Below are 21,736 nucleotides of genomic sequence, written 5' to 3'. Positions count from 1 at the left end.
GCCGCCATCACCAGCGGTTCGGCGGGTAACAACAGCAAGGGTCTGCGTGACCACCTGGACCTGGCCGTCGCTCAGGACGCCGCCAACGGTGCCACGCCACTGACGATCCAGGTCGTGATCTACAACCTGCCCAACCGTGACTGTTCGGCGCTGGCCTCCAACGGTGAGCTGAAGGTCTCCGAAAACGGTCTGGCCCGGTACAAGACCGAGTACATCGACCCGATCGCCGCGATCATGGCGGACAGCAAGTACCGCAACCTGCGGATCGTGGCGATCATCGAGATCGACTCGCTGCCGAACCTGGTCACCAACCTGAACCTGCCCAAGTGTCAGGAGGCCAAGAACTCCGGCGCTTACGAGCAGGGTGTGGCCTACGCGCTGGGCAAGCTGTACGCGATCCCGAACGTCTACAACTACGTGGACGCCGGTCACCACGGCTGGCTGGGCTGGGACTCCAACTTCGGTCCGTCGGCTGTGCAGTTCGGCACCGCGGCGGCGCTGGCCACCGGTGGCAAGGCCACCGTCCACGGCTTCATCACCAACACCGCCAACTACAGCGCGTTGACCGAGCCGTACTTCTCGGTCAACGGCACCGTCAACGGCCAGCAGATCCGCCAGTCCCGCTGGGTCGACTGGAACTTCTACATCGACGAGCTGTCCTTCGCGCAGGCCTTCCGCACCCGCCTGATCCAGGAGGGCTTCTCCTCCAGCATCGGCATGCTGATCGACACCTCGCGCAACGGCTGGGGCGGCCCGAACCGCCCGACCGGTCCGAGCACCTCGACCGACCTGAACACCTTCGTCAACAACTCCAAGGTCGACCGGCGGGTCCACGCCGGCAACTGGTGCAACCAGTCGGGTGCGGGTCTGGGCGAGCGTCCGCGCGCCAACCCCGCGACCGGTATCGACGCCTACGTGTGGGTCAAGCCTCCGGGCGAGTCGGACGGTGCCTCGGAGGAGATCCCGAACACCGAGGGCAAGGGCTTCGACCGGATGTGTGACCCGACCTACGGCGGCAACGACCGTAACGGGAACAACCCCACCGGTGCTCTGGGCAACGCTCCGCTGTCGGGTCACTGGTTCTCGGCCCAGTTCCGTCAGCTCCTCGCCAACGCCTACCCGCCCATCAGCTAGCGGCTAGCACATGAGGAAGCCCCGGTGTCTTCGGACGCCGGGGCTTTCCGCGTTTGGGGGGGCTGTCTGGCGGCCGGGTTCTCCGTCGTCGCGGTGCGGAGCGGGCGGGGCCGGTTGGCGCCGGGGGCGGTGGGAACCGGAGGCGGCGGGTGGGGCAGGGTGGGCGGAGCCGTAACGGAGAGAGATCTTTTGAGTTTCCGTCTTGAGCCCCGGCCGTTTCAGCGCCGGGGCTCGGTCGCATTCACGACCAGTCGGGCGTCTTGCCCTTGTCGCCGCGCGCCAGTTTCATGACGACCATGACGGCGAAGCCGATGACGCCGAGGATCAGAACCCACTTGAGGAGCCCGAAGACGAGCCCGATGAGCCAGCCGATGACGAAGAAGGCGGCGATGGCGATGACGGCGTACAGAAGAATGCGTCCCATAGGTTTCACGGTAAGCCGCATTTGGGGAGAAAGCGCGGGTCAGGCGGCAACATCAGGGACAACTCAGGGGCGTCTCAGGGACAGTCGTTGACCCTCACACAGTGTCAGCCGATAGTCCTGGAGGCGTCATGTACAGCATCGGAGACTTCGCCAGGATCGGCCGCGTGTCGGTGCGCATGTTGCGCCACTACGACGCTCTCGGCCTGCTGACCCCCGCCCGCGTGGACCCTGCGACGGGCTACCGCTCCTACCAGGCGGCCCAGCTCAGCCGCCTGAACCGGCTCGTCGCCCTGAAGGATCTCGGATTCACGCTTCAGCAGATCCGCGAGATCCTCGACGACAAGGTCGGGGTCGGGGAACTGCACGGGATGCTGCGGCTCCGCCGGGCCGAACTGGAGGCGCAGGTCCTCGCCGACGGGATCAGGCTGCGAGGGGTCGAGGCGAGGATCCACATCATCGAGAGGGAGGGCGTCATGCCTGCCGACGTCGTGGTGAAATCGGTTCCAGCCGCGCGGGTGGCCGAACTGTCGGCGGTGGCCGAGAGTTACGCCAGCGAGCACATCGGCCCGGTCATCCAGCCGCTCTATCCGGAACTGCACGCCCGGCTGAACAAGGCCGGCGTGGAGATCGCGGGGCCCGGGATCGCCTACTACGAGGAGGTCGCCGACGGCGGTGTGAGGATCCACGCGAGCTTCCCCGTGAACGTCGGGCCGGACCCGTCCTACGACTTCGACGTCGTCGACCTGCCGGGCATCGACCGGGTCGCGACGATCATCCACCACGGGCTGATGGACGGCGTGGACGCGACCATCCAGGACCTGCACCGCTGGATCGAGGACCACGGCGAGCGGAGCGTGGGGTTCAGCCGCGAGGTCTACCTGGAATACGGGATGGGCGACCCGGAGACCTGGGTGACGGAGATCCAGGAACCCCTGGCATAGAGGGCCGGGCGAGGGCGGTCCGAAGCCGAAAGGCCCGGAATGCCCTGTAGGCGGAGCCGCGACCGGGGGCCTCGAAGATCGCTTACGAGCCGTGAGCTGTTGGAAAGTCGAAGGATGCGTGGCTGCTCGGACCGATCCGGGTTCGGCGGCGACCGCAGTCCGAGGGCGGCGTCGATGTCGGCGCCGCCCTCGGCCGGTTCTGCGTCGATCGGCGAAGGGCAAGATTGGGACCTCGCCCGGCCGGGTCAGTCGTTGGCGTGGAGGGCGGCGTTGAGTTCGATCTTGCCGCCGGTGCGCTGCTTGGCCACGACGGCGCCGGTCACCGAGTCGCGGAGGAACAGCAGGCCGTTCTGGCCGGAGAGTTCCTTGGCCTTGACGACGGCGCCGTCGGGGAGGGTCACCTTGGTGCCGCCGGTGACGTAGAGGCCCGCCTCGACCACGCAGTCGTCGCCGAGGGAGATGCCGATGCCGGCCTGGGCGCCGATCAGGCAGCGGCGGCCGACCTGGATGGTCTCCTTGCCGCCGCCCGACAGGGTGCCCATGATGGACGCGCCGCCGCCGACGTCGGAGCCGTCGCCCACGACGACGCCGGCCGAGACGCGGCCCTCGACCATCGAGGTGCCCAGGGTGCCGGCGTTGAAGTTGACGAAGCCCTCGTGCATGACGGTCGTGCCGGACGCCAGGTGGGCGCCGAGCCTGACCCGGTCGGCGTCGCCGATGCGCACCCCGCTCGGCAGGACGTAGTCGACCATCCGGGGGAACTTGTCGACCGAATAAACGGTCACCGGGCCGCGGGCGCGCAGGCGGGCGCGGACGTTCTCGAAGCCCTCGACCTGGCAGGGGCCGTGATTGGTCCACACGACGTTGGCCAGCAGGCCGAAGATGCCGTCGAGGTTGGCCTGGTGAGGCTGGATCAGACGGTGGGACAGCAGGTGGAGGCGCAGGTAGACGTCATAGGTGTCGGCGGGCGGGTCGGTCAGCTTGCCGATCCCGACCTGGACGGCCACGACCTCGACGTTGCGGTCGGCGTCTTCCCTGACGAGGCTCGCCAGATCACCGACCTCGATCGCGGCCAGCCGCCGGACTCCCGGCTCGCCGGGGTCACCTAGGGCGGGGTTGGGGAACCAGACGTCAAGGACCGTCCCTTCGGGGGTGACGGTCGCGATTCCCACACCGTGAGCACCGGATTCGATGAAAGTCACGGTTCAAGAACCTACCGTCCCCGATCCCGCCCGGACGACGCGGGAACCCGGCCTGTGGAAAACCGCATCCCGCGAGGAGATATCCACAGGTAGTCACGTCGCGTTCGTCGTCCGTTCATCCCTGTGGTCACGTTGGGTGATCGCCGCCGGTGGCGCGCCGCCATCGGGATTCACACGACGTCAACGGGAGTTCGCATGCGTCGGTTACCGTGCTTCGACACCCTGCCGACCGAATCGCTCACAGAGGGTGATTAGGTGGATAGGGGGAGATGCCGGGCAGGGGAGACATTGCGGGCATCGGGCGTTCACTGGAGGGTCGCGGGAATGTCGGAGGGCGTCGTTAGGCTCGGTGAGGTGACCGATTTTCCGCCCGATCCGGTGATCGTGGCCGGGCTGCGCAGCGGCGACGAGGCGGTCTTCGCGCTGCTTCTCGACGAATGGTCACGCGGGATGCTGCGCCTTGCCAGGTCATACGTGTCGACGGCGGCGTCGGCGGAGGAAGTCGTCCAGGACACCTGGCTCGCGGTCATCCGGGCCGTCGGCGCCTTCGAGGGCCGGTCGTCCCTGCGCACATGGGTTTACCGCATTCTGGTCAACACCGCGCGCAGACGCGGAGAGCGAGAGAGCCGTACTATCCCGGTGAGCAGCGTCGGCGGCGAGCGTCCCGACGGCGACCGGCCCGAGCGGGCCGAGGGCGGTCCCGAAGGGGCGGCGCTGGCCGGCGAGGTCAGAGAGCTGATCGAGCAGGCGGTGGGCACCCTCCCGTCCCGGCAGCGCGCCGTGATCACGCTGCGCGACATGGAGGGCTACGGCTCCGACGAGGTCTGCGAGATCCTGTCGATCTCCCCGGCCAACCAGCGGGTGCTGCTCCACCGGGCCAGGGCGGCCGTCCGCGACCACCTGGCGGCCTACTACGACGGGAAAGGAGGGCCATGAACTGCGACGAGTTCGCCGAACTCGTGACCGCCTTCCTCGACGACGCCCTCGACTCCTCCTCCCGCCCCCTCTTCCTCGACCACATGGCCGTGTGCGGCGGCTGCGCCGGTTACTACGGCCGGTTCACCGCCACCATCACCGCCCTCGGTGAGCTCCCCGCCCCCGGCCTCTCCCCGCAGACGCGATCCCGCCTGCTGACGGCCTTCCGGGAAACGAGCGCAGAAAACTCGGAATGAGGTGTAACGCCAGGGGCGGTCATGGATCTGAGTGGTCATGGCCGATGTGCTGGCGTACGCGGAAGGCTGTTTCACGGGGAGCCCCGGCGATCAGGTCGGCGTGGAGCTGGAGTTCCTCGTCCACGACGTGACCGACCCATCGCTGACCGTGCCCATCGCGCGGGTCACCGGCGCTCTCGGCGGGCTGACCCTTCCCGGCGGGAGCGTGATCACCTTCGAGCCCGGAGGCCAGATCGAACTGTCGGCGCCACCGGGTTCGCTGCCGTCTGCTGTGGCCGCGCTCCAACACGACGTCGATCTCGTACGGTCTGCTCTGGGCGCGGCCGGCCTCGCGCTCGGGCGGTCGGGGGTCGACGGTCACCGGCGCCCGCTGCGCCAGCTCCACACCCCGCGCTATGACGCCATGGCCGCCTGCCTGGGGGAGCCCTATGGGCCGCTGATGATGTGCTCGACCGCGTCGATCCAGGTCAACCTCGACTTCGGGCCTGATCCCTTCGTCCGGTGGCGACGGGCTCATCTGTTCGGGCCGGTGCTGGTGGCGGCGTTCGCCAACTCGCCGGGGCCGGTGCCGGGATTCGAACCGTGGCTGTCGGGGAGGCAGGCGATCTGGCTGGCACTCGACCCGACGCGCACGGCTCCGGTGGGGCCGGGGCATCTTCCGGCCGAGGCAGACCTGGCCGGGGGTACACCGGATGGTTATGCGTGTGCGGCTTGCGGCGGGTCGGGCGAGCGGTCGCAGGCGCAGGAGTTCGGTCGATTGTGCGTTGCCTGTGGCGGTTCGGGTGCAGGGTCGGAGGCGCAGGACGTGGGTCGATCATGCGTCGCCTGTGGCGGGCCGGGTGCAGGGTCGGAGGCGCAGGAATTCGGTCGATCATGCGTCGCCTGTGGCGGGCCGGGTGAACGGTCGGAGGCGCAGGAGCCCGGTCGGTTGTGCGTTGCCTGCGGTGGTTCGGGTGAACGGTCGGTGAGTGTCCGAGGACAGGCGTCCGCGGCATCGAATCCTGTTCATTCGGGGACCACACGCAGCGGATCGAGCGAGGCGCTACTGCGTTCGGGTCGTTCGTGCGTGGTCTGCGGCGGTTCTCATGGGCAGCGCGTGGATTCGGGCATGGGGCCGTTCGGGCAGGCGTCCGCAGGGGCGGATGCCGGCCGGTCATGCGCCATATGCGATGGCTCCGGGGAGTCTCCGGCGGTTTCCACTGGTTCTCGTCTCGGATGTTCATGTGTCCCATTTGTGGAGGCGGAGGGTGGCGCTTACAGCGGCCAGGTGAACCGGCTCCGTTCGGCGGAGACCGTCTCTGTGGGCCGACGGGCCTTGGGGCTGCCTCGGCGGGGGCATCCGGCCGCTGACTGGGCCGCCTACCTTGAGGCCGCGCGGCTGATGCTGGTCAACGAGTCCGACGGGTCCTGCCGGCAGATGGCGGGGGCGCAGAGGTTCCGTGACTTCCAGCTCGCCACCGGGCGTCCGCCCACCCTCGATGACCTGGCCTATCACGCCACCACTCTCTTTCCGCCCGTCCGGCCGCGCGGGTTCATGGAGATCCGCTACCTCGACGCCCTCGGCCCGGTCGCTTGGCCGGTCGCGGTCGCCGTCTCCTACGCCCTGATCGTCGACGACGAGGCGGCCGCCGCCGCGGCCGGTGACGCGATGGCCGTCGCGGGGCAGTGGGCCGAGGCGGCCAGGTGCGGGCTCGCTCCGCCGCCCATCCGCCGCGCCGCCGTCGCGGCCTTCCGGGCCGCCGTCAGGGCGTTGCCCCGCCACGGCGCGCCACAGAGTCTGATCGACCAGGTCACCGACTATGCCGTGCGGTTCGTCGAACCCGGCCGGTCCCCGGCCGCCGACCTCCTCTTGGAGAGCCGATGAAGGAACAGATCGCCGCCCAGCTCCAGGCTGTGCGCGACCGCTCCCTGAGCTACACCGACGCCGACGACCACCTGCTCGTCCGCCAGCACTCCCCGTTGATGTCGCCGCTGGTCTGGGACCTCGCCCACGTCGGAAACTACGAGGAGCTGTGGGTGCTGCGCGAGGTCGGCGGGATCACGCCGCTGCGACCCGAGATCGACGACATCTACGACGCGTTCAAGACGCCGCGCCGCGACCGTCCGACGCTGCCGATGCTGGGGCCGGCCGAGGCGCGCGCCTACATCGAGGGTGTGCGCGGGCGGGTGCTCGACGTTCTCGACAAGGTCGACTTCGACGATCCGAATCCGCTCAAGTCGGGCGGCTTCGTGTTCGGGCTGATCATCCAGCACGAACACCAGCACGACGAGACCATGCTCGCCACCCTCCAGCTCTCCCGCGAGCCTGGCCTGGTCGGCGACGGCGACCTGCCCGCCGGGCGGCCGGTGTCGGGCGAGGTGTTCGTCCCCGGTGGGCCGTTCACCATGGGCACCGACGTCAACCCGTGGGCCTACGACAACGAGCGCCCTGCCCACACGGTCGACGTCCCGGCGTTCTGGATCGATCGGGTGCCCGTCAGCAACGGCGACTTCCTGGCCTTCGTCGAAGACGGCGGCTACCGCGACCCGCGCTGGTGGCATCCCGAGGGCTTCCGGCTGGGCCTCCAGGCGCCGCTGTTCTGGACCCGTGACGACGGCGGCACCTGGTGGCGCACCCGCTTCGGCCGGGCCGAGCAGATCCCGCCCAACGAGCCGGTGCAGCACGTGAGCTGGTACGAGGCCGACGCCTACGCCCGCTGGGCGGGCAAGCGGCTGCCCACCGAGCCCGAGTGGGAGAAGGCCTGCGCCTGGAGCCCCGAGGAGGGACGCTCGCGGCGCTACCCGTGGGGCGACGAGCCGCCCACCCCCGAGCTGGCCAACCTCGGCCATCGGGCCGCCCGTCCGGCCCCCGTGGGCGCCTACCCGGCCGGGACGAGCCCCTACGGCGTCGAGCAGATGATCGGCGACGTCTGGGAGTGGACGTCCTCCACGTTCCAGGCCTATCCGGGCTTCCGCGCGTTCCCGTACCGCGAGTACAGCGAGGTCTTCTTCGGGCCCGACTACCGCGTGCTGCGCGGCGGCTCCTGGGCGGCCGACCCGGCGGCGGTCCGGGCCACCTTCCGCAACTGGGACTATCCGCAGCGCCGCCAGATCTTCTCCGGCTTCCGCTGCGCCCGAGACGCCGGCGAGGCGGAGGGGGCCCGCTGATGTGCCGTCACGCCGCATGGCTCGGCGAACCCCGCCCGCTGTCGTCGCTGATCCAGCAGCCCGACCACGGCCTGCTGAAACAGTCCTACGTGCCCAGGCGGCAGCGCTGGGGCACCGTTAACGCCGATGGTTTCGGCATGGGCTGGTACGCCGATGACCGCGTCGTCCGCTATCGCCGGTCCATCCCGATGTGGGCCGACGCCAACCTCGACGGCCTGGCCGCCTCGGCGATCTCCACGTGCCTGATCGCGGCGGTCCGCTCGGCGACGGTCGGCATGCCGATAGAGGAGACCGCCACAGCGCCCTTCATGGAGGGGAAGTGGCTGCTCAGCCACAACGGCCGGGTGCCCGCCGAGGCGCTGACCGGCCTGAAGGCCCATGAGGCGGAGAGCACCTGCGACTCCGCGAAGCTCGCCGCCGGGGTCTTCGCGCTCGGGCGGCTGGGATGGGGCCTCGGCGACGCCATCGCCGAGGTCACCACGGCGGCCGGCGGCGCCGACGCCGAGGCGAGAGTGAACCTCCTCGCCACCGATGGACAGACGATCGCGGCCACGACCTGGGGCGACACGCTATTCGTGCGGTCGCTCCCCGAAGGGGTGCTGGTGGCCAGCGAGCCGCTCGACGACCGCGACGACGGATGGGTGAGCGTGCCCGACCGGACCCTGGTGATCGTCACGCCCGAAGGAATCGACTGGAGGGACCTGTGAACCTGATCGACGCTGACTACATGCGTCAGGCGCTGGAGCACGACGTCCGAGCGGGCCTCGCGGCGGCGCCGAAATGGCTGCCGCCCAAGTGGTTCTACGACGCCTGCGGCAGCGAGCTCTTCACCAAGATCACTCGCCTGCCCGAGTATTATCCGACCCGCCGTGAGCTGGCCATTCTGAAGGCCCACGCACGGGAGATCGCCGCGGTGAGCGGCGCGGCGACCCTCGTCGAACTCGGCTCCGGCACCTCGGAGAAGACCGAGCTGCTGCTCGACGCCCTGGCCTCGGCCGGGACCCTGCGCACCTACATGCCGGTCGACGTCGACGCCGTGACGCTCAAGACCGCCGCCGACCGGCTGTCGGAGCGGTTCGAGGTGGTCGGCGTGTGCGCCGACTTCGAGAACCACCTGTCCCAGCTGCCGCAGCGGCAGGACCGCATGGTCGCCTTCCTCGGCGGGACCATCGGCAACCTGGAGCCTCCGGCCCGCGAGGTCTTCTTCAAGGAGCTCCGCGCGACCCTGACCGACGGGGAGACGTTCCTGCTCGGAGCCGACCTGGTCAAGGACACGTCCCGGCTGATCGCCGCCTACGACGACTCGGCTGGCGTGACGGCGGCCTTCAACCGGAACGTCCTGCGGGTGATCAACCGCCGCCTCGACGCCGACTTCGTCCCGGCCGACTTCGCCCACGTGGCGATCTACGACACCGACCACGACTGGATCGAGATGCGCCTGCGGGCGACGAAGGACATGTCCGTCCACGTCAAGGCCCTGAACCTGACGGTGACCTTCGCCGAGGGCGAGGAGATGCGCACCGAGATCAGCGCCAAGTTCCGCCGGGCGGGGCTGACCCGGGAACTGGCGATGGCGGGGTTCGAGGTGGAGCGCTGGTATACGGACCCGGACGGCGACTTCGCACTGGTCCTGTCGCGGGCGGTGCCCCGCTGAAGGGGTGGGATTGCGGCGGGGGTGCCCTCTGGAAATGGTGCCGTGTAGACGACCGTAGGGGTCCGCTTCAGACGGTGCCGACGTCGTAGTACAGGTGCTCCCTCGGGCGACGCCGCGCTGGGCGGTAGCTCGGGTGGGATTGCACCTGTGCCCTTTAGATGGGCGCTGTGCCGATAAATGGCCGCCGGGCCGAAGGCGGTAGTGATTCGCGGAATGCATACGCCATAGCGTCAAGCGCGGAATTTCGCATACGCGCTGTATTCGGAAGTTCTTCGGCGAGCTCTCTTGGAGGTGCTGGGTTCAAGCGTCGTGTGGGATGCGGGCAAGCTGTTCGGTGCCGGCGTTCTGTCCTCGGGCCTGATCAAGGTGCCGAGGCCGGGCTCGTCGTGGTGGTCATCGGAGTAGTCGGCGGGCATGCCAGGCCTTTGCCCTGTCGTTGGGGCAGCAGGGTTGCCCTGTTGTTGGGCTAGAGGGTGGACGCCGGGTTCGTGCCCGGGGTGACGACGACCAGGTCCCAGCCGAGATACTGCGCGTCCGGCGAGATCGCGATCCAGCCGAACACGCCCGGGGCTGCTCGCCGTGCCGGGGTGGGTGACCTCGCGCAGATGACTTCGCCCACATGGGCTCGGCCACATGGGCTCGGCCACATGGGCTCGCGCAGGTGAGAGCGAGGAGTGCGGCGTGTCGGGCGTCAGGCCGGGTTGTCGTCGGTTGTCGGGGTCAAGCGGGTCCAGGCGATTCTGGCCTCCGCCGCGTTTCCGCCGCGGGTGCCCATCACCCAGTGGCTGAGCTGGGGTGTTTCGCCGCTGTCCTGGATGACCCAGGTCACCCCGGTGTCGGCGCCGTCGCGGAACAGCCGGGCAACGCCCGCGCTGTCGGTCACGACCTTCCACACCGCCGGTGCCGACGGGGTGGCGAGGATGCGTTCCCATCTGGTCGAGCCTTTGCGCATCGTCCAGACGCCGCCCTTCTGGACCGTCAGCATGAGGCGGTGCGCGCCGTTGCACACCTTCGTTCCCAGGCAGACGCCCTGGCCGGTTGCGGGGTCGAGGGCGCTGTCGTCCACGATCTCGCCCTTGAACTCCACCGTGAAGTCGCACATCTCCATGATCGTCTTGCGGGCGCCGACCGCTCTGGCGGTCGTGGAGCGCAGGCGCAGGCCGCCGTCGGGGCCGGTGGCCGCGCCGACGTCGAGGGTCCAGCGGCCGGGGGCCAAGTCCTTGGGCAGCGGCGTGTCCAGGGTCAGCCGGGCGACCTTGATCTCGATCTGGTTGTGTTCCCAGACGACGGCGAGGACGCCGGGGGAGATCTCGGCGGCGCTGGGGTAGACGTCCCAGCCTCGGGCGGTCGTCCTGGTCAGGCGGGGGCCGTCGGCGAACAGACGTCCTGGCTGCCAGGGTTCGCGGGGGTTGGCCACCTTGTAGTGGAGGACCTCGCGGAAGCGGTCGGGGCGGGGTTCCCTGATGGGGCCGCCGAAGGTGTTGTAGACGGCGATCTCCCGGCCGACTGAGTCGATCATGAAGAAGGTCTTCACGTAGAAGTTCGGCAGGTCGGGGTGGAGACGCATCGGCGCCCAGGTCAGGCCGCCGTCGGTGCTGGTGGTGGTCGCGCAGTGGGCGGCCGAGACGCGGTAGTAGGGGTCGCGGTCCTCGGGCTTGTCGCGGCGGACGAGCGCTCGGGTCACCATGACGAGCGTGCCGTCGGGGCGCAGGGCTATCTGGGGCTCCTCGACGCCGATGCCGGGTGGGTTGGTGGCCGGTGCGCCTGACCGCCAGGTCCTCAGGTCGGTCGAGCGGAGTACGGCCGCCTGGGACGCGCCGGTGCCCTGACGCCAGAACGGGACCGTCCAGACGTCGCCGACCTTGACCGGTTTGCCGGCGATCACGACGCCTCGGGTGTTCGGGGGGACGTCCACCGAGATGGGCTGGTCCGTCCAGGTCGCTCCGTTGTCGGTGGAGCGCTTCAGGGTCAGTTGGACCGGAAATCCATCGACGTCGGATTCGTCGCGGTCTTCGGTGATGGTGATGCGGCCGAGGAGGGCGTACACGGAACCGCTCTCGGTGAAGAGCATTCCGTAGTGGTAGCGGTGCGTGGCGGTGGCCGCCGCGAGGGTGCCCTTCTTCCAGGTGACGCCGCCGTCGTGGGTGACGGCGTAGTTGATGGCGCCCTGGTCGGTGGGGGTGCGGTCGAGAGCGTCGGGTACGCCGGAACGCCAGCAGACGATCCAGCGGCGCGCGTCGAGCGCCACGATGTCCGGCACCCGGTTGCCCTCGCGGGCCAGCTCACCGGCCGCGTCGCGGACCACGGTCGCGTCGACGACGACGGGGCGGCTCACGCCGGCGCCCACCATTTCGCTCATGGGACCCCACCGAAGCGAACCCTGCGTCCGCTTTCAATAGATAGGAGATGAAATCTGATGGCAAGCGATCTGCAAGTGATGCCAAATACAACTAAGTCACGAAAAGCACCACGTTATCGGGGGATATTGAGATGCGTACCACTCGACTTGCCGTTCGCTGGAACGAGGCCATCGAGGGCTCGCGCCGCGACGGCGAGTTCGACCGCACCGGCGAGTTCCGCCGCCCCTCCGCCGACCATCGGGTGAGAGGAAGTTGGCGGGTCCGGGATTGATCGTCTGACGCTCGGGAACTGGTCGGTCCCACGAGCAGTTCCCGCGCCGAGGGCACGGGAACCAAACGGGAACAGGTATACCGTCCCGCCACCGGCGGGTGGACGGGATCGTCGCGGATCTCGGCGAGTTTGGCGCACAGCTCGCCGAGATCCACCCGTTTTCGGCGGAGAACATCTCCCGTGAGGTGGCGCGGCCACGACCACGGCAGGTCAGCATCCCGGACGGCCATCAACCAGGTCGGCCGCGCGATTGAGCTGTCTGCCCCAGCATCCCTGACGGCTGTGGTCAGGCCGGTTGACCCTTCCGACCTGAGTCGTGTTCGAGTCCCGTTGGCCAGCGGGTGGGGCCTTTCCGATGTGGTGATCGCACTCATGCGCAGGCCCAAGAGGCCATTGGTCAGACCTGCCGCGGGTCCAGGATCCGGTTGGTCGTCGGTCCGGCTTCCCAACGGACGTGGCCGCTAGCCGGTCGCCTGTCCCAGGCCGGGGCCGGTCAGTCGTCGGGCAGGCTCGTGCCCAGGTCTCGCCCAAGTCTGGGACGCCGAAATGGCCAGGCTTTGGACTTCTTGAAGGACGTGGCCGTATGTCGGTCGCCTGCCTCAGGTCGGAGTCGTGCCTAGGTCTCGTTCACGTCTGGGACGCCGGAATGGCCAGGCTCCGGACTTCTTGAAGGACGTGACCGTATGTCGGTCGCCTGCCTCAGGTCGGAGTCGTGCCTAGGTCTCGTTCACGTCTGGGACGCCGGAATGGCCAGGCTCCGGACTTCTTGAAGGACGTGACCGTATGTCGGTCGCCTGCCTCAGGTCGGAGTCGTGCCTAGGTCTCGTTCACGTCTGGGACGCCGGAATGGCCAGGCTCCGGACTTCTTGAAGGACGTGACCGTATGCCGGTCGCCTGCCCCCGGCCGGAGTCGTGCCCACGTCCCGCTCAAGTCTGGAACGCCGAAGCGGCCGGAGAAGGACGTGGAGCCGCAAGACCCAGGTCCACGAGATGCCGAAGCGGCCAGGCTGGTTGCCTGGCCGCTTCAGGGCAATTCAGTGGTGGCCCGCCGGGATCGTCCCCAGCCGTCCCGCCTGGAAGTCGGCGAAGGCCTGGGCCAGTTCCGCCTTCGTGTTCATCACGAACGGCCCGTAGTGCTCCACCGGCTCACCGATCGGCTTGCCGCCGAGGATGATCACTTCCATGTTCGGCGACCGGGAGTCCTGCGCCTTCGACGCCGACAGGGTGATCGTCTCGGCCTGGGTGGCCCCGAAGCCCTCGTACACCGCGAGCTGTCCCATCTCGATCGGCTGGCCGTCGGTCCCGGCGGTTCCCCGGCCCGAGAGCACGTAGGCGAGCGCGTTGAAGTCGGACCGCCACGGGATCGTCAGCCGGGCTCCGGGGGTGATGCTCGCGTGGATGAGCGTGATCGGCGTGTGGGTGGCGCCGGGGCCGAGGTGACCGGCCACGTCGCCGGCGATGACCCTGACCAGCGCGCCGCCGTCGTGGCTGCTCAGCAGGACCACGTTGGACCGCCCGATGTCCTGGTATTTCGGCGCGAGCATCTTCGACTTGGAGGGCAGGTTCACCCAGAGCTGGATGCCGTGGAACAGGCCGCCCTTCTGGACGAGCCACTCCGGCGGGGCCTCCTTGTGGAGGAGGCCGGAGCCGGCCGTCATCCACTGGGTGTCCCCGTTGGTGATGGTTCCGCCGCCGCCGTGGGAGTCGGTGTGGTCGAAGACGCCGTCGATGATGTACGTCACCGTCTCGAAGCCCCGGTGGGGGTGCCACGGCGTGCCCTTGGGCTCGCCCGGCGCGTAGTCCACCTCGCCCATCTGGTCCATCATGATGAACGGATCGAGATACTTTGGCTTGATCGTGGCCAGTGCTCTTCTGACCGGGAATCCCTCGCCCTCGAAGCCCGTGGGCGCGGTGGCGACGGTCAGGACCTTGCGCTCGTGCACGGCCGCGAGGGGCTCGGGCAGCCGGGGGAGGGTGAGCGGGTTGTCCACGGTTACGGCGGGCATCTTGGGGCTCCTTCCTGTGTGTCAGCTATGCACCCCCAACTTGGTTGAGAATTCAACTATTCCGGAGGACGTCCCCGAATGACCCCTCACGAGGCCCGGAGCCGCTTCCGGGCCGGGCTGAAGACGCCCACCGCAGGGTGGTGTCCGGGTTACGCCCAGGCCAACCTGCTCGCGGTGCCCGCCGACCTCGCATACGACATGCTGCTCTTCGCGCAGCGCAATCCCAAGCCCTGTCCGGTGCTGGACGTCGGAGATCCTGGGGCCACCAGTATGCCGATCTTCGCGGGTGACCTCCGGACCGATCTGCCGGGCTATGTCGTGTACGAGAACGGCGCGCCCGTCGCCGAGGTGACCGATGTCTCCCGGTTCTGGCGGGACGATCTCGTACCGTTCCTGATCGGGTGCAGTTTCACCTTCGAAGACGCCCTGATCAGAGATGACATTCCGGTCAGGCATCTGGAGATGGGCCTGAACGTGCCCATGTACCGCACGTCGGTGCCGTGCCGTCCGGCCGGGCGGCTGTCGGGGCCGCTGGTGGTGTCGATGCGGCCGATCCCGGCGGCGCAGGTGGCCGACGCGGTGCGCGTCTCCGCGCGTTACCCGCAGGTCCACGGCGCGCCGGTGCACATCGGCGATCCGGCGGGGCTGGGGATCGACGACCTCGGCGCGCCCGACTTCGGCGATCCGGTGGAGGTCCGGCCGGGGGAGGTGCCGGTGTTCTGGGCCTGCGGAGTCACTCCGCAGGCCGCGGTGATGGCGGCCGGGATCCCGTTCGCGATCGGCCACGCGCCGGGGCACATGGCGATCACCGACGTCCGGGACTCGGCCTATCAGGTCTAGAGGCCATAGGTCTCCAGCAGGCGCAGCCACACCTCGCTGACCGTCGGGAACGACGGCACCGCGTGCCAGAGCTTGTCGATCGGCACCTCGGCGGTGATCGCGATGGTCGCGGAGTGGAGCATGTCCGCCACCGCCGGGCCCGCGAAGGTGACCCCGACGAGCACCTTGCGGTCCTCGTCGACCACGGCCTTCGCGCGCCCGATGTAGTTCTCCGCCGACAGGTAGGCGCCGGTGATGCCGCTCATGTCGTACTCGACGGAACGGACGTTGAGACCCCGGCGCCGCGCCTCCTTCTCGGTGATGCCGACCGCGGCGACCTGCGGGTCGGTGAAGATCACCTGGGGCGGGCCGTAGTGGTCGCCCTGGTCGCGCATCGACGGCAGGTCGTCGGCGCGGCGGTTGGCGCGGGCCGCGATCACGTCGCCGCACAGCCGGGCCTGGTATTTGCCCATGTGGGTGAGGAGCGCCCGGCCGTTGGCGTCGCCGACCGCGTAGAGCCAGTCGTGGCTGGTCGAGCGCATGCTGTCGTCGACCTCGATCGGGCGGCCGTCGGGCAGGCCGACGGTGTCGAGGCCGATGTCCACGCCGATGCGGCGGCCGGCCGCGACCAGGATCTCGTCGGCGGTCAGCGTCGTGCCGTCGGACAGGTGCGCCGTGACCTCGCTGCCGATCCGCTCGACCCGCTCGATCCGGGTGCCGAACCGGATGTCGACGCCGCGGGCCGCGAGCGCGTCGGCGACCATCGTGGCGGCGAAGCTCTCACACCGGTCGAGCAGGCCGTGGCCGCGCACGACCATGGTCGTCTCGGTCGCGCCGAGCGCGTGCAGCGCCTGGGACATCTCGCACGCCACCACACCGCCGCCCAGCACGATCAGCCGTCCCGGCACCTTCTTCACGCCGGTGGCCTCGCGGTTGGTCCACGGGTTCGCCTCGGCCAGCCCCGGGATGTCGGGGATGGCCGCCAGGCTGCCCGTCGCCACCACCACGGCGTGCCGCGCGGTCAGCACCCGGCCGCCGACGTCGACCTTCTTCTCCCCGGCGATCCGCGCCCGGCCCCTGATGTACGTGGACGGCAGCGACTCCAGCCAGCGGGCCTGGCCGTTGTCGCTGTAGTCGTTCACCGCCCAGTCACGCCGCGCCAGCACCGCCTGGACGTCGATCGGCCCCGCCGTCAGCCCCGGCGCCCGCTCCACCTCTCCGGCCAGGTCGACGGGGCGCAGCAGCGCCTTGCTCGGCACGCACGCCCAATAGGAGCACTCGCCACCGGCGAGCTCCGCCTCGATCACGGCGACCGACAGGCCGCCGCGCACGGCCCGGTCGACCACGTTCTCCCCGACCGGCCCCGCGCCCATAACGATCACGTCGAAGACGTCTGCCATCTCTTCCTCCCGTTGATCTCCGATCCGACCGTATCTCGCGGGCCGCTAGATCCGATCTAGCACGCGGTCTCGCGCCTCAAGGGCATGACAGAAACCGCGATCGAGACGAACGGTCTCGTCAAGGTCTTCGGCGACAACCGCGCCGTCGACGGGCTCGACCTGACGGTCCCGGCCGGCGCCGTGTTCGGCGTGCTCGGCCCCAACGGCGCCGGCAAGACCACCGCCGTCCGGATGCTGGCCACCCTGCTGCGCCCCGACGGCGGCGCCGCCCGCGTCTTCGGCCACGACGTGGTCGCCGAGGCCGACGCCGTGCGCTCGCTGGTCGGTCTCACCGGCCAGTACGCCTCCCTCGACGAGGACATGACCGGCCGCGAGAACCTCATCCTCATCGGCCGCCTGCTCGGCTTCCGCACCCCGGCCGCCCGCGTCCGCGCCGACGAGCTCCTGGAGGCGTTCGGCCTCACCGCGGCCGCCGAACGGCAGGTCAAGAACTACTCCGGCGGCATGCGGCGGCGGCTCGACATCTCGGCGACCCTGCTGAACACGCCCCGCCTGCTGTTCCTCGACGAACCCACGACGGGCCTCGACCCGCGCAGCCGCAACCAGGTGTGGGACATCGTCCGGGCCGTCGTCAGCTACGGCACGACCGTGCTGCTGACCACGCAGTATCTCGACGAGGCCGACCAGCTCGCCGCCCGCATCGGGGTGATCGACCATGGGAAGCTCATCGCCGAGGGCACCCCCGGCGAGCTCAAGTCGTCGGTCGGCGCGGGCACCGTCCACGTGCGGCTGCGCGACCCCGCCCAGCGGGCCGACGCCGAGAAGCTGCTCTCGGCCGCCCTCGGCGCCACCGCGACCCCCGACCCCGATCCCCGCAGGGTCGTGATCCGGGTCCCCGGCCACGGCACCGAGCACGGCGCGGCCGAGGACGCCGCCCGCGCGCTCTCCGAACTGGCCGTCGCCGGGATCGTCGTCGACGACTTCTCCCTCGGCCAGCCGTCGCTCGACGAGGTCTTCCTGGCCCTGACCGACCACCCCGCCACCCAGCCCGCCACCGAGAAGGAGGCCGCGGCATGACCGCCACCACGACCGAGACCGCCGAGCAGGTCTACGTCCCCGCCGCCGAGACCATCGGCGCGGTCCTCGACCCCCGGGAGCGGCCGGCCCGGCCGAGCGCGCTGTCGGCGTCGCTGACGTTCGGGTGGCGCGCCGTCCTGAAGATCAAGCACGTGCCGGAGCAGCTGTTCGACGTGACGGCGTTCCCGATCATGATGACGCTCATGTTCACCTACCTGTTCGGCGGTGCGCTGGCCGGGTCGACGGGGGAGTACCTGCAGTTCCTGCTGCCCGGGATCATGGTGCAGAGCGTCGTCATGACGACCATGTACAGCGGGCTGGCGGTGAACATCGACATCGCCAAGGGCGTGTTCGACCGGTTCAAGTCGCTGCCGATCTGGCGGCCCGCCGCCCTGGTCGGGAACCTGCTGGGTGACGTGCTGCGCTATGTGCTGGCCTCGCTGGTGATCACTGTGGTCGGGCTGATCCTGGGGTTCCGGCCGGCCGGCGGCGTGGCGGGCGTGGCGGCGGGGATCGGGCTGCTGGTCGTGTTCTCGTTCGCGTTCTCGTGGATCTGGACGATGTGCGGCCTCTACCTGCGCAGCGAGAAGTCGGTGATGGGGGTCAGCATGCTCGTGCTGTTCCCGTTGACCTTCCTGAGCAACATCTTCGTCGACCCGTCGACGATGCCCGGCTGGCTGCAGGCCTTCGTCGAGGTCAACCCGATCACCCGGCTCGTCGCGGCGGTCCGGTCGCTGATGAACGGCACCCCGGACATGGGCGAACTGACCTGGGTGTTCGTCGCCACGGCGGCGCTGCTGGCCGTCTTCGGGCCGCTGACGATGCGGGCCTACAACCGGAAGTAGGGCTCTGAGGCCGCCGCCGGACGGGGGCGCGGCGGTCTCAGAGCCGCCATCTCAGAGCCGCCATCCGACCGGCGACTCGGGCCGGTAGCGGCACGACGAACCGGTGGTGATCGACTCACGCAGATGGGAGGCGAGAGAGGGATGGCGTTCGCCGAGTTTGCGCAGGGTGTCGCGGATGCGGGCGGTCACCGTCTTGCGGGCCCGCTCCGCCTCGTCGCCCAGCCTCCGGTCGCGGCCGGCCAGCCCGGCGGCGGCGCGCAGCTCGGCGAGCAGCGCCTCGCGCTCCCGGTCGAGGGTCGCCGCCCGGACGTCGTCGCCGAGGGAGGCGGCCCGGTCGATCTCCTCGTCGAGCCGGGCCAGGTGACGCCGGTAGCGCGCCTTGGCCTCGTCGTCGAGCACGGGATCGCCGCCGAAGCTCCGCGCCGCCACCGCCTCCCTTCCGCCCTCGGGGGTGAGCAGCCGGACCGCCGGGATGTCGGTGCCGGGAGCTCCCAGCAGGGTGTGGAGGTCGCGCAGGCCCTTGGCGTCGGGCATCCGGACCACGACGCCGTCGTAGGCCAGCTCCCAGACGTCGCCGTCACGCCGGAAAGCGGGAGCGAGGTGATGCGGCCGCCCGGCCTCCGCGAAGGCGCGCCCCGGAGACGGCTCTGCCGTCACCGGCCGACCAGCCGCCGGGCCCGCCGTTTCCCGCCGGATCTGGGCGATCTTCGCCCCGATGTGCCGCATGCCCATCTCGGCCGCCTCGGCCGCCGACTCGTCGAGCAGCGCCCCGGCCCGCTCGCGGTCGCCGACCGCCAGCAGGGCGCGCCCGAGTCGCACCCCGGCCTCCACCACCCACGGCCGGGCCTCCATGGCCACCGCCGACTCACGGGCCCTGGTCAGCAGGGCGGTCGCCTCGTCCCACCGGCCACGCGCGGCGGCCAGCACGCCGAGCCAGTGGTCGACCGGCCCGGCGATGTCGCAGCCGCCGATGCTGACCAGCCAGTTGCCCGAGTGGGGTGCCAGCGTCTCGGCCGCCCAGGCGGTCAGCGTCGCGTCGGCCGACTCGGCCGCCGCATGGGCGAGGAAGCGCAGCGCCAGCGGGGCGAACGCGCGGGGGTAGGAGTCGAGACCGTCGTCGGGCAGCGCCCGCAGGGCGGCGTCGAGGTCGCCCGCCTGGAGGGCGGTGATGCCCCTCAGCAGGTCGGCCTGCGAGTGGCCGGAGGTCTCCAGCCGGGCCAGCACCGCCGGGATCTCGGTGAACCGGCCCTGGTGGAGCAGCACCGCCCACAGCACGTGGTCGACCATGAAGGCGAGCGTGTGGCGGCTGTCGTGGGCGATCACCTCGATCGCGCCGCGCAGGAACTCCTCGGCCTCGGCGAACCGGCCGGCCAGGGTCATGATGATCGACTGGTCGACGCGGGCGGAGAAGATCATGCGTTCGCCGCCGACGCGCAGCGCGAAGGCGGTCGACTCGGCGAACTGGTCGAGATAGACGGGGTCGCCCGCCTCCAGCAGCGCCACCCAGCGCAGCGAGGCGGCGAAGTGTTCGGTGTCGGTGTCGGCGCTGCGCCGGGCGACCGTCTCCATCTCGCTGGTCAGCTCGATGCGCTCGGCGGCCGTGCCGAGCCCGAACAGCACGTCGTGGCGGGCGGCCAGGCCGAAGGCCAGCGCCTCGTCGTCGTCGCCCGCGCGGGCGGTCGCCGCGATGTGGAGCGTCAGCTCGTGGGCCATCGCGTCGGGTGAGGCGGCCGGGCCGTCGCCGATCAGGGCGCGGTGGGCCATCCGGACCACCTCGGCGCTGCGCCCGCCGCTCGGGCCGCCGAGCATGCCGGGGCCGTCGATCCGGTAGTAGCTGACCGCCACCCGGGCCAGCACGTCGGCGTCGCCGGTCTGGGTGGCGAACAGCCAGGCGGATTCGAGCGTGGCCCGGGTCTCGCCCATGTCGTCGACGTGGAACAGGCAGGCGCTCAGCTCCATCGCGATCATCGCCCGGCGGCGCGGCTCCAGCGCCTCGCCCCGGACGGCGGCCTTGCGCAGATGGCCGATCGACTCCTCGACGGCCATGCGCCGGTGGGCCTCGTCGGCCGCCGACAGCAGCCGTTCGACCGTGACCGCCGGCGGCAGCTCGCGGCCCGCCTGGTAGGCGTGGCGGGCCTGGTCGGCCGGGAGGACGTGGGCGCGCAGGGCCGGGTCGGCGTCGAGCGCCGTGATCACCCGGGCGTGACGACCGGCCGCGCCCTCGCCGAGGGATTCGTAGAGCGTCTCGCGGACGAGGTCATGGGCGAAGCCCAGCCGCCCCTCTGTCAGCTCGACGACCAGCCGCGCGGCCGTCGCCTGGCCGAGGAGCCCGTCGACGCGGGCGGCCGGCAGCCCCGCCAGCGCGGCCAGCACGTCGCGATGGAACTCGCTCCCCAGCACCGACGCGTCGGTCAGTAACGTCGCCACCTGCGGCGACAGCAGCGAGATGCGTTTCTGCAGCGCATCGCGGACGCCTGGCGCGATCGCGGTCACCGAGCCGCCGCCCTGCCAGAGCCGGGCGGTCTGCTCGACGAAGAACGGATTGCCGCCGGTGCGCCGGTGGACCTCGTCGACCAGCGCGGGCTCGGGCGTCCGCCCGGCGGTGCGGGCCATCAGCGAGCCCACCTCGTCGCGGCCCAGGCCGGTCAGCGAGATGCACGTCGCCTTCGCCACCAGCGGCATGATCAGCGGCGCCAGCGGATGGCCGGGCGCCTCGGCCTCGACGTCGCGGTAGGTGCCGACCAGCAGCAGCCGCTCGAACCAGGTGTGCTGCGCGGCGAACTCCAGCAGCTTCAGCGACGCCGTGTCGGCCCAGTGGAGATCGTCGATCACCACCACGACCGGACGGCGCTGCGCCACCGCCACCAGCGCCGTCGTCACCGCGTCGTAGAGCCGGAAGCCCTCGAACGGCTCCTTGCCCGCGCCGGACCGCTCGCCCAGCAGGATGGCCAGCACGTCGGCGGTCTCGGCCCCCACCGACGACCACTCGGCGGCCCGGCGCAGCCCCCGGATCACCTGGACCCACGGCCAGTAGCCGGGCGCGCCGTCGGACTGCCAGCACGACCCCCCGAGCACGAGGGCCCCGGCCCGTTTGGCGTCTTCGACCCCGCCGGTGACCAGAGTGGTCTTGCCGATCCCGGCCTCGCCGGTCACCAGCACGAGACCGCCGTGGCTGTCGAGGGCCCGGCCGATCTCCGCACGCAGCAGCCCCGCGGGGTGAGCCCGCCCGATGAGCTGAGAGTCCATCTCTCTACGCTAGCGACCCGCGCCGACATTTTCCGGGT

18 protein-coding genes and 1 pseudogene are annotated in these 21,736 nt (G+C 70.4%); 13 read left to right on the top strand and 6 right to left on the bottom strand.

Annotation, left to right across the window (positions count from 1 at the left end):
• A partial coding sequence (locus AW270_RS33820) for a glycoside hydrolase family 6 protein (protein ID WP_169807408.1) occupies nucleotides 1-1,134 on the top strand: 1,134 nt, incomplete at its 5' end.
• 241 nt (nucleotides 1,135-1,375) lie between these two features.
• Here the strand turns inward: AW270_RS33820 and AW270_RS33815 are convergent.
• Nucleotides 1,376-1,558 carry a hypothetical protein gene (locus AW270_RS33815; RefSeq protein ID WP_061300197.1) on the bottom strand — a complete coding sequence of 61 codons (183 nt, stop codon included), beginning with the start codon at nucleotides 1,556-1,558 and terminating at the stop codon, nucleotides 1,376-1,378.
• Nucleotides 1,559-1,686: 128 nt separating this feature from the next.
• Between AW270_RS33815 and AW270_RS33810 the strand changes: the two genes are divergently transcribed.
• Nucleotides 1,687-2,499 (top strand): MerR family transcriptional regulator, encoded by an 813-nt coding sequence (locus AW270_RS33810; RefSeq protein WP_061300196.1) that lies wholly within the window; start codon nucleotides 1,687-1,689, stop codon nucleotides 2,497-2,499.
• A gap of 245 nt (nucleotides 2,500-2,744) precedes the next feature.
• Here the strand turns inward: AW270_RS33810 and dapD are convergent, their stop codons facing one another.
• Entirely contained in the window at nucleotides 2,745-3,671 is a 927-nt protein-coding gene (gene dapD / locus AW270_RS33805; RefSeq protein ID WP_275477794.1) for a 2,3,4,5-tetrahydropyridine-2,6-dicarboxylate N-succinyltransferase, read from the bottom strand.
• Nucleotides 3,672-4,055: 384 nt separating this feature from the next.
• On the opposite strand from dapD, the gene AW270_RS33800 reads away from it, so the two are divergent.
• From AW270_RS33800 to egtD, 7 genes and pseudogenes are all read left to right on the top strand, one after another.
• On the top strand, nucleotides 4,056-4,637 hold the full coding sequence (locus tag AW270_RS33800) for an RNA polymerase sigma factor (RefSeq protein WP_245674996.1): 582 nt from the start codon (nucleotides 4,056-4,058) through the stop codon (nucleotides 4,635-4,637).
• Nucleotides 4,634-4,873 (top strand): anti-sigma factor family protein, encoded by a 240-nt coding sequence (locus AW270_RS33795; RefSeq protein WP_061300193.1) that lies wholly within the window; start codon nucleotides 4,634-4,636, stop codon nucleotides 4,871-4,873. Before AW270_RS33800 ends, AW270_RS33795 begins: the two co-directional genes overlap by 4 nt.
• Nucleotides 4,874-4,910: 37 nt before the next feature.
• Nucleotides 4,911-5,456, top strand: a pseudogene (locus AW270_RS38200) (glutamate-cysteine ligase family protein); the annotation flags it as partial.
• Nucleotides 5,457-6,140: 684 nt separating this feature from the next.
• Nucleotides 6,141-6,737 (top strand): glutamate-cysteine ligase family protein, encoded by a 597-nt coding sequence (locus AW270_RS38195; RefSeq protein ID WP_245674997.1) that lies wholly within the window; start codon nucleotides 6,141-6,143, stop codon nucleotides 6,735-6,737.
• On the top strand, nucleotides 6,734-8,020 hold the full coding sequence (gene egtB / locus AW270_RS33780; protein ID WP_061300190.1) for an ergothioneine biosynthesis protein EgtB: 1,287 nt from the start codon (nucleotides 6,734-6,736) through the stop codon (nucleotides 8,018-8,020). Before AW270_RS38195 ends, egtB begins: the two co-directional genes overlap by 4 nt.
• Entirely contained in the window at nucleotides 8,020-8,727 is a 708-nt protein-coding gene (egtC, locus tag AW270_RS33775; RefSeq protein ID WP_061300189.1) for an ergothioneine biosynthesis protein EgtC, read from the top strand. The genes egtB and egtC overlap by 1 nt, the downstream gene beginning before the upstream one ends.
• Before the next feature lie 20 nt (nucleotides 8,728-8,747).
• Nucleotides 8,748-9,674 (top strand): L-histidine N(alpha)-methyltransferase, encoded by a 927-nt coding sequence (gene egtD, locus AW270_RS33770; protein ID WP_061300209.1) that lies wholly within the window; start codon nucleotides 8,748-8,750, stop codon nucleotides 9,672-9,674.
• Between the two features lie 691 nt (nucleotides 9,675-10,365).
• Here egtD and AW270_RS33765 read toward each other — a convergent pair.
• Nucleotides 10,366-12,033 (bottom strand): sialidase family protein, encoded by a 1,668-nt coding sequence (locus AW270_RS33765; RefSeq protein ID WP_082802039.1) that lies wholly within the window; start codon nucleotides 12,031-12,033, stop codon nucleotides 10,366-10,368.
• A 131-nt stretch (nucleotides 12,034-12,164) separates the two neighbouring features.
• Here AW270_RS33765 and AW270_RS39265 point away from each other — a divergent pair, with 131 nt between their 5' ends.
• Nucleotides 12,165-12,305, top strand: a complete 141-nt coding sequence (locus AW270_RS39265; protein ID WP_157523032.1) for a hypothetical protein — start codon at nucleotides 12,165-12,167, stop codon at nucleotides 12,303-12,305.
• Between the two features lie 1,034 nt (nucleotides 12,306-13,339).
• On the opposite strand, the gene AW270_RS33760 is transcribed toward AW270_RS39265, so the two are convergent.
• Nucleotides 13,340-14,311 carry a pirin family protein gene (locus AW270_RS33760; RefSeq protein ID WP_061300187.1) on the bottom strand — a complete coding sequence of 324 codons (972 nt, stop codon included), beginning with the start codon at nucleotides 14,309-14,311 and terminating at the stop codon, nucleotides 13,340-13,342.
• Nucleotides 14,312-14,389: 78 nt separating this feature from the next.
• Between AW270_RS33760 and AW270_RS33755 the strand changes: the two genes are divergently transcribed.
• Nucleotides 14,390-15,151 (top strand): putative hydro-lyase, encoded by a 762-nt coding sequence (locus AW270_RS33755; RefSeq protein WP_061300186.1) that lies wholly within the window; start codon nucleotides 14,390-14,392, stop codon nucleotides 15,149-15,151.
• Here the strand turns inward: AW270_RS33755 and AW270_RS33750 are convergent.
• A complete protein-coding gene (locus AW270_RS33750; protein WP_061300185.1) occupies nucleotides 15,148-16,530 on the bottom strand; it encodes a dihydrolipoyl dehydrogenase family protein in 1,383 nt (460 codons plus the stop codon). The genes AW270_RS33755 and AW270_RS33750 overlap by 4 nt on opposite strands.
• An 84-nt stretch (nucleotides 16,531-16,614) precedes the next feature.
• On the opposite strand from AW270_RS33750, the gene AW270_RS33745 reads away from it, so the two are divergent.
• Both AW270_RS33745 and AW270_RS33740 read left to right on the top strand, forming a co-directional pair.
• Nucleotides 16,615-17,607, top strand: a complete 993-nt coding sequence (locus AW270_RS33745) for an ATP-binding cassette domain-containing protein (RefSeq protein WP_061300184.1) — start codon at nucleotides 16,615-16,617, stop codon at nucleotides 17,605-17,607.
• Entirely contained in the window at nucleotides 17,604-18,452 is an 849-nt protein-coding gene (locus AW270_RS33740) for an ABC transporter permease (RefSeq protein WP_061300183.1), read from the top strand. The genes AW270_RS33745 and AW270_RS33740 overlap by 4 nt, the downstream gene beginning before the upstream one ends.
• A 51-nt stretch (nucleotides 18,453-18,503) precedes the next feature.
• Here the strand turns inward: AW270_RS33740 and AW270_RS33735 are convergent, their stop codons facing one another.
• Nucleotides 18,504-21,698 carry an ATP-binding protein gene (locus AW270_RS33735; protein ID WP_061300182.1) on the bottom strand — a complete coding sequence of 1,065 codons (3,195 nt, stop codon included), beginning with the start codon at nucleotides 21,696-21,698 and terminating at the stop codon, nucleotides 18,504-18,506.
• Nucleotides 21,699-21,736: the final 38 nt, after the last annotated feature.

The sequence above is a fragment of the Herbidospora cretacea genome (genome assembly GCF_001570605.1).
GTDB classification, from domain to species: Bacteria; Actinomycetota; Actinomycetes; order Streptosporangiales; family Streptosporangiaceae; genus Herbidospora; species Herbidospora cretacea.
Note: the sequence above shows the minus strand (reverse complement) of the source record. Positions and strands in the feature narration are given on the sequence as shown.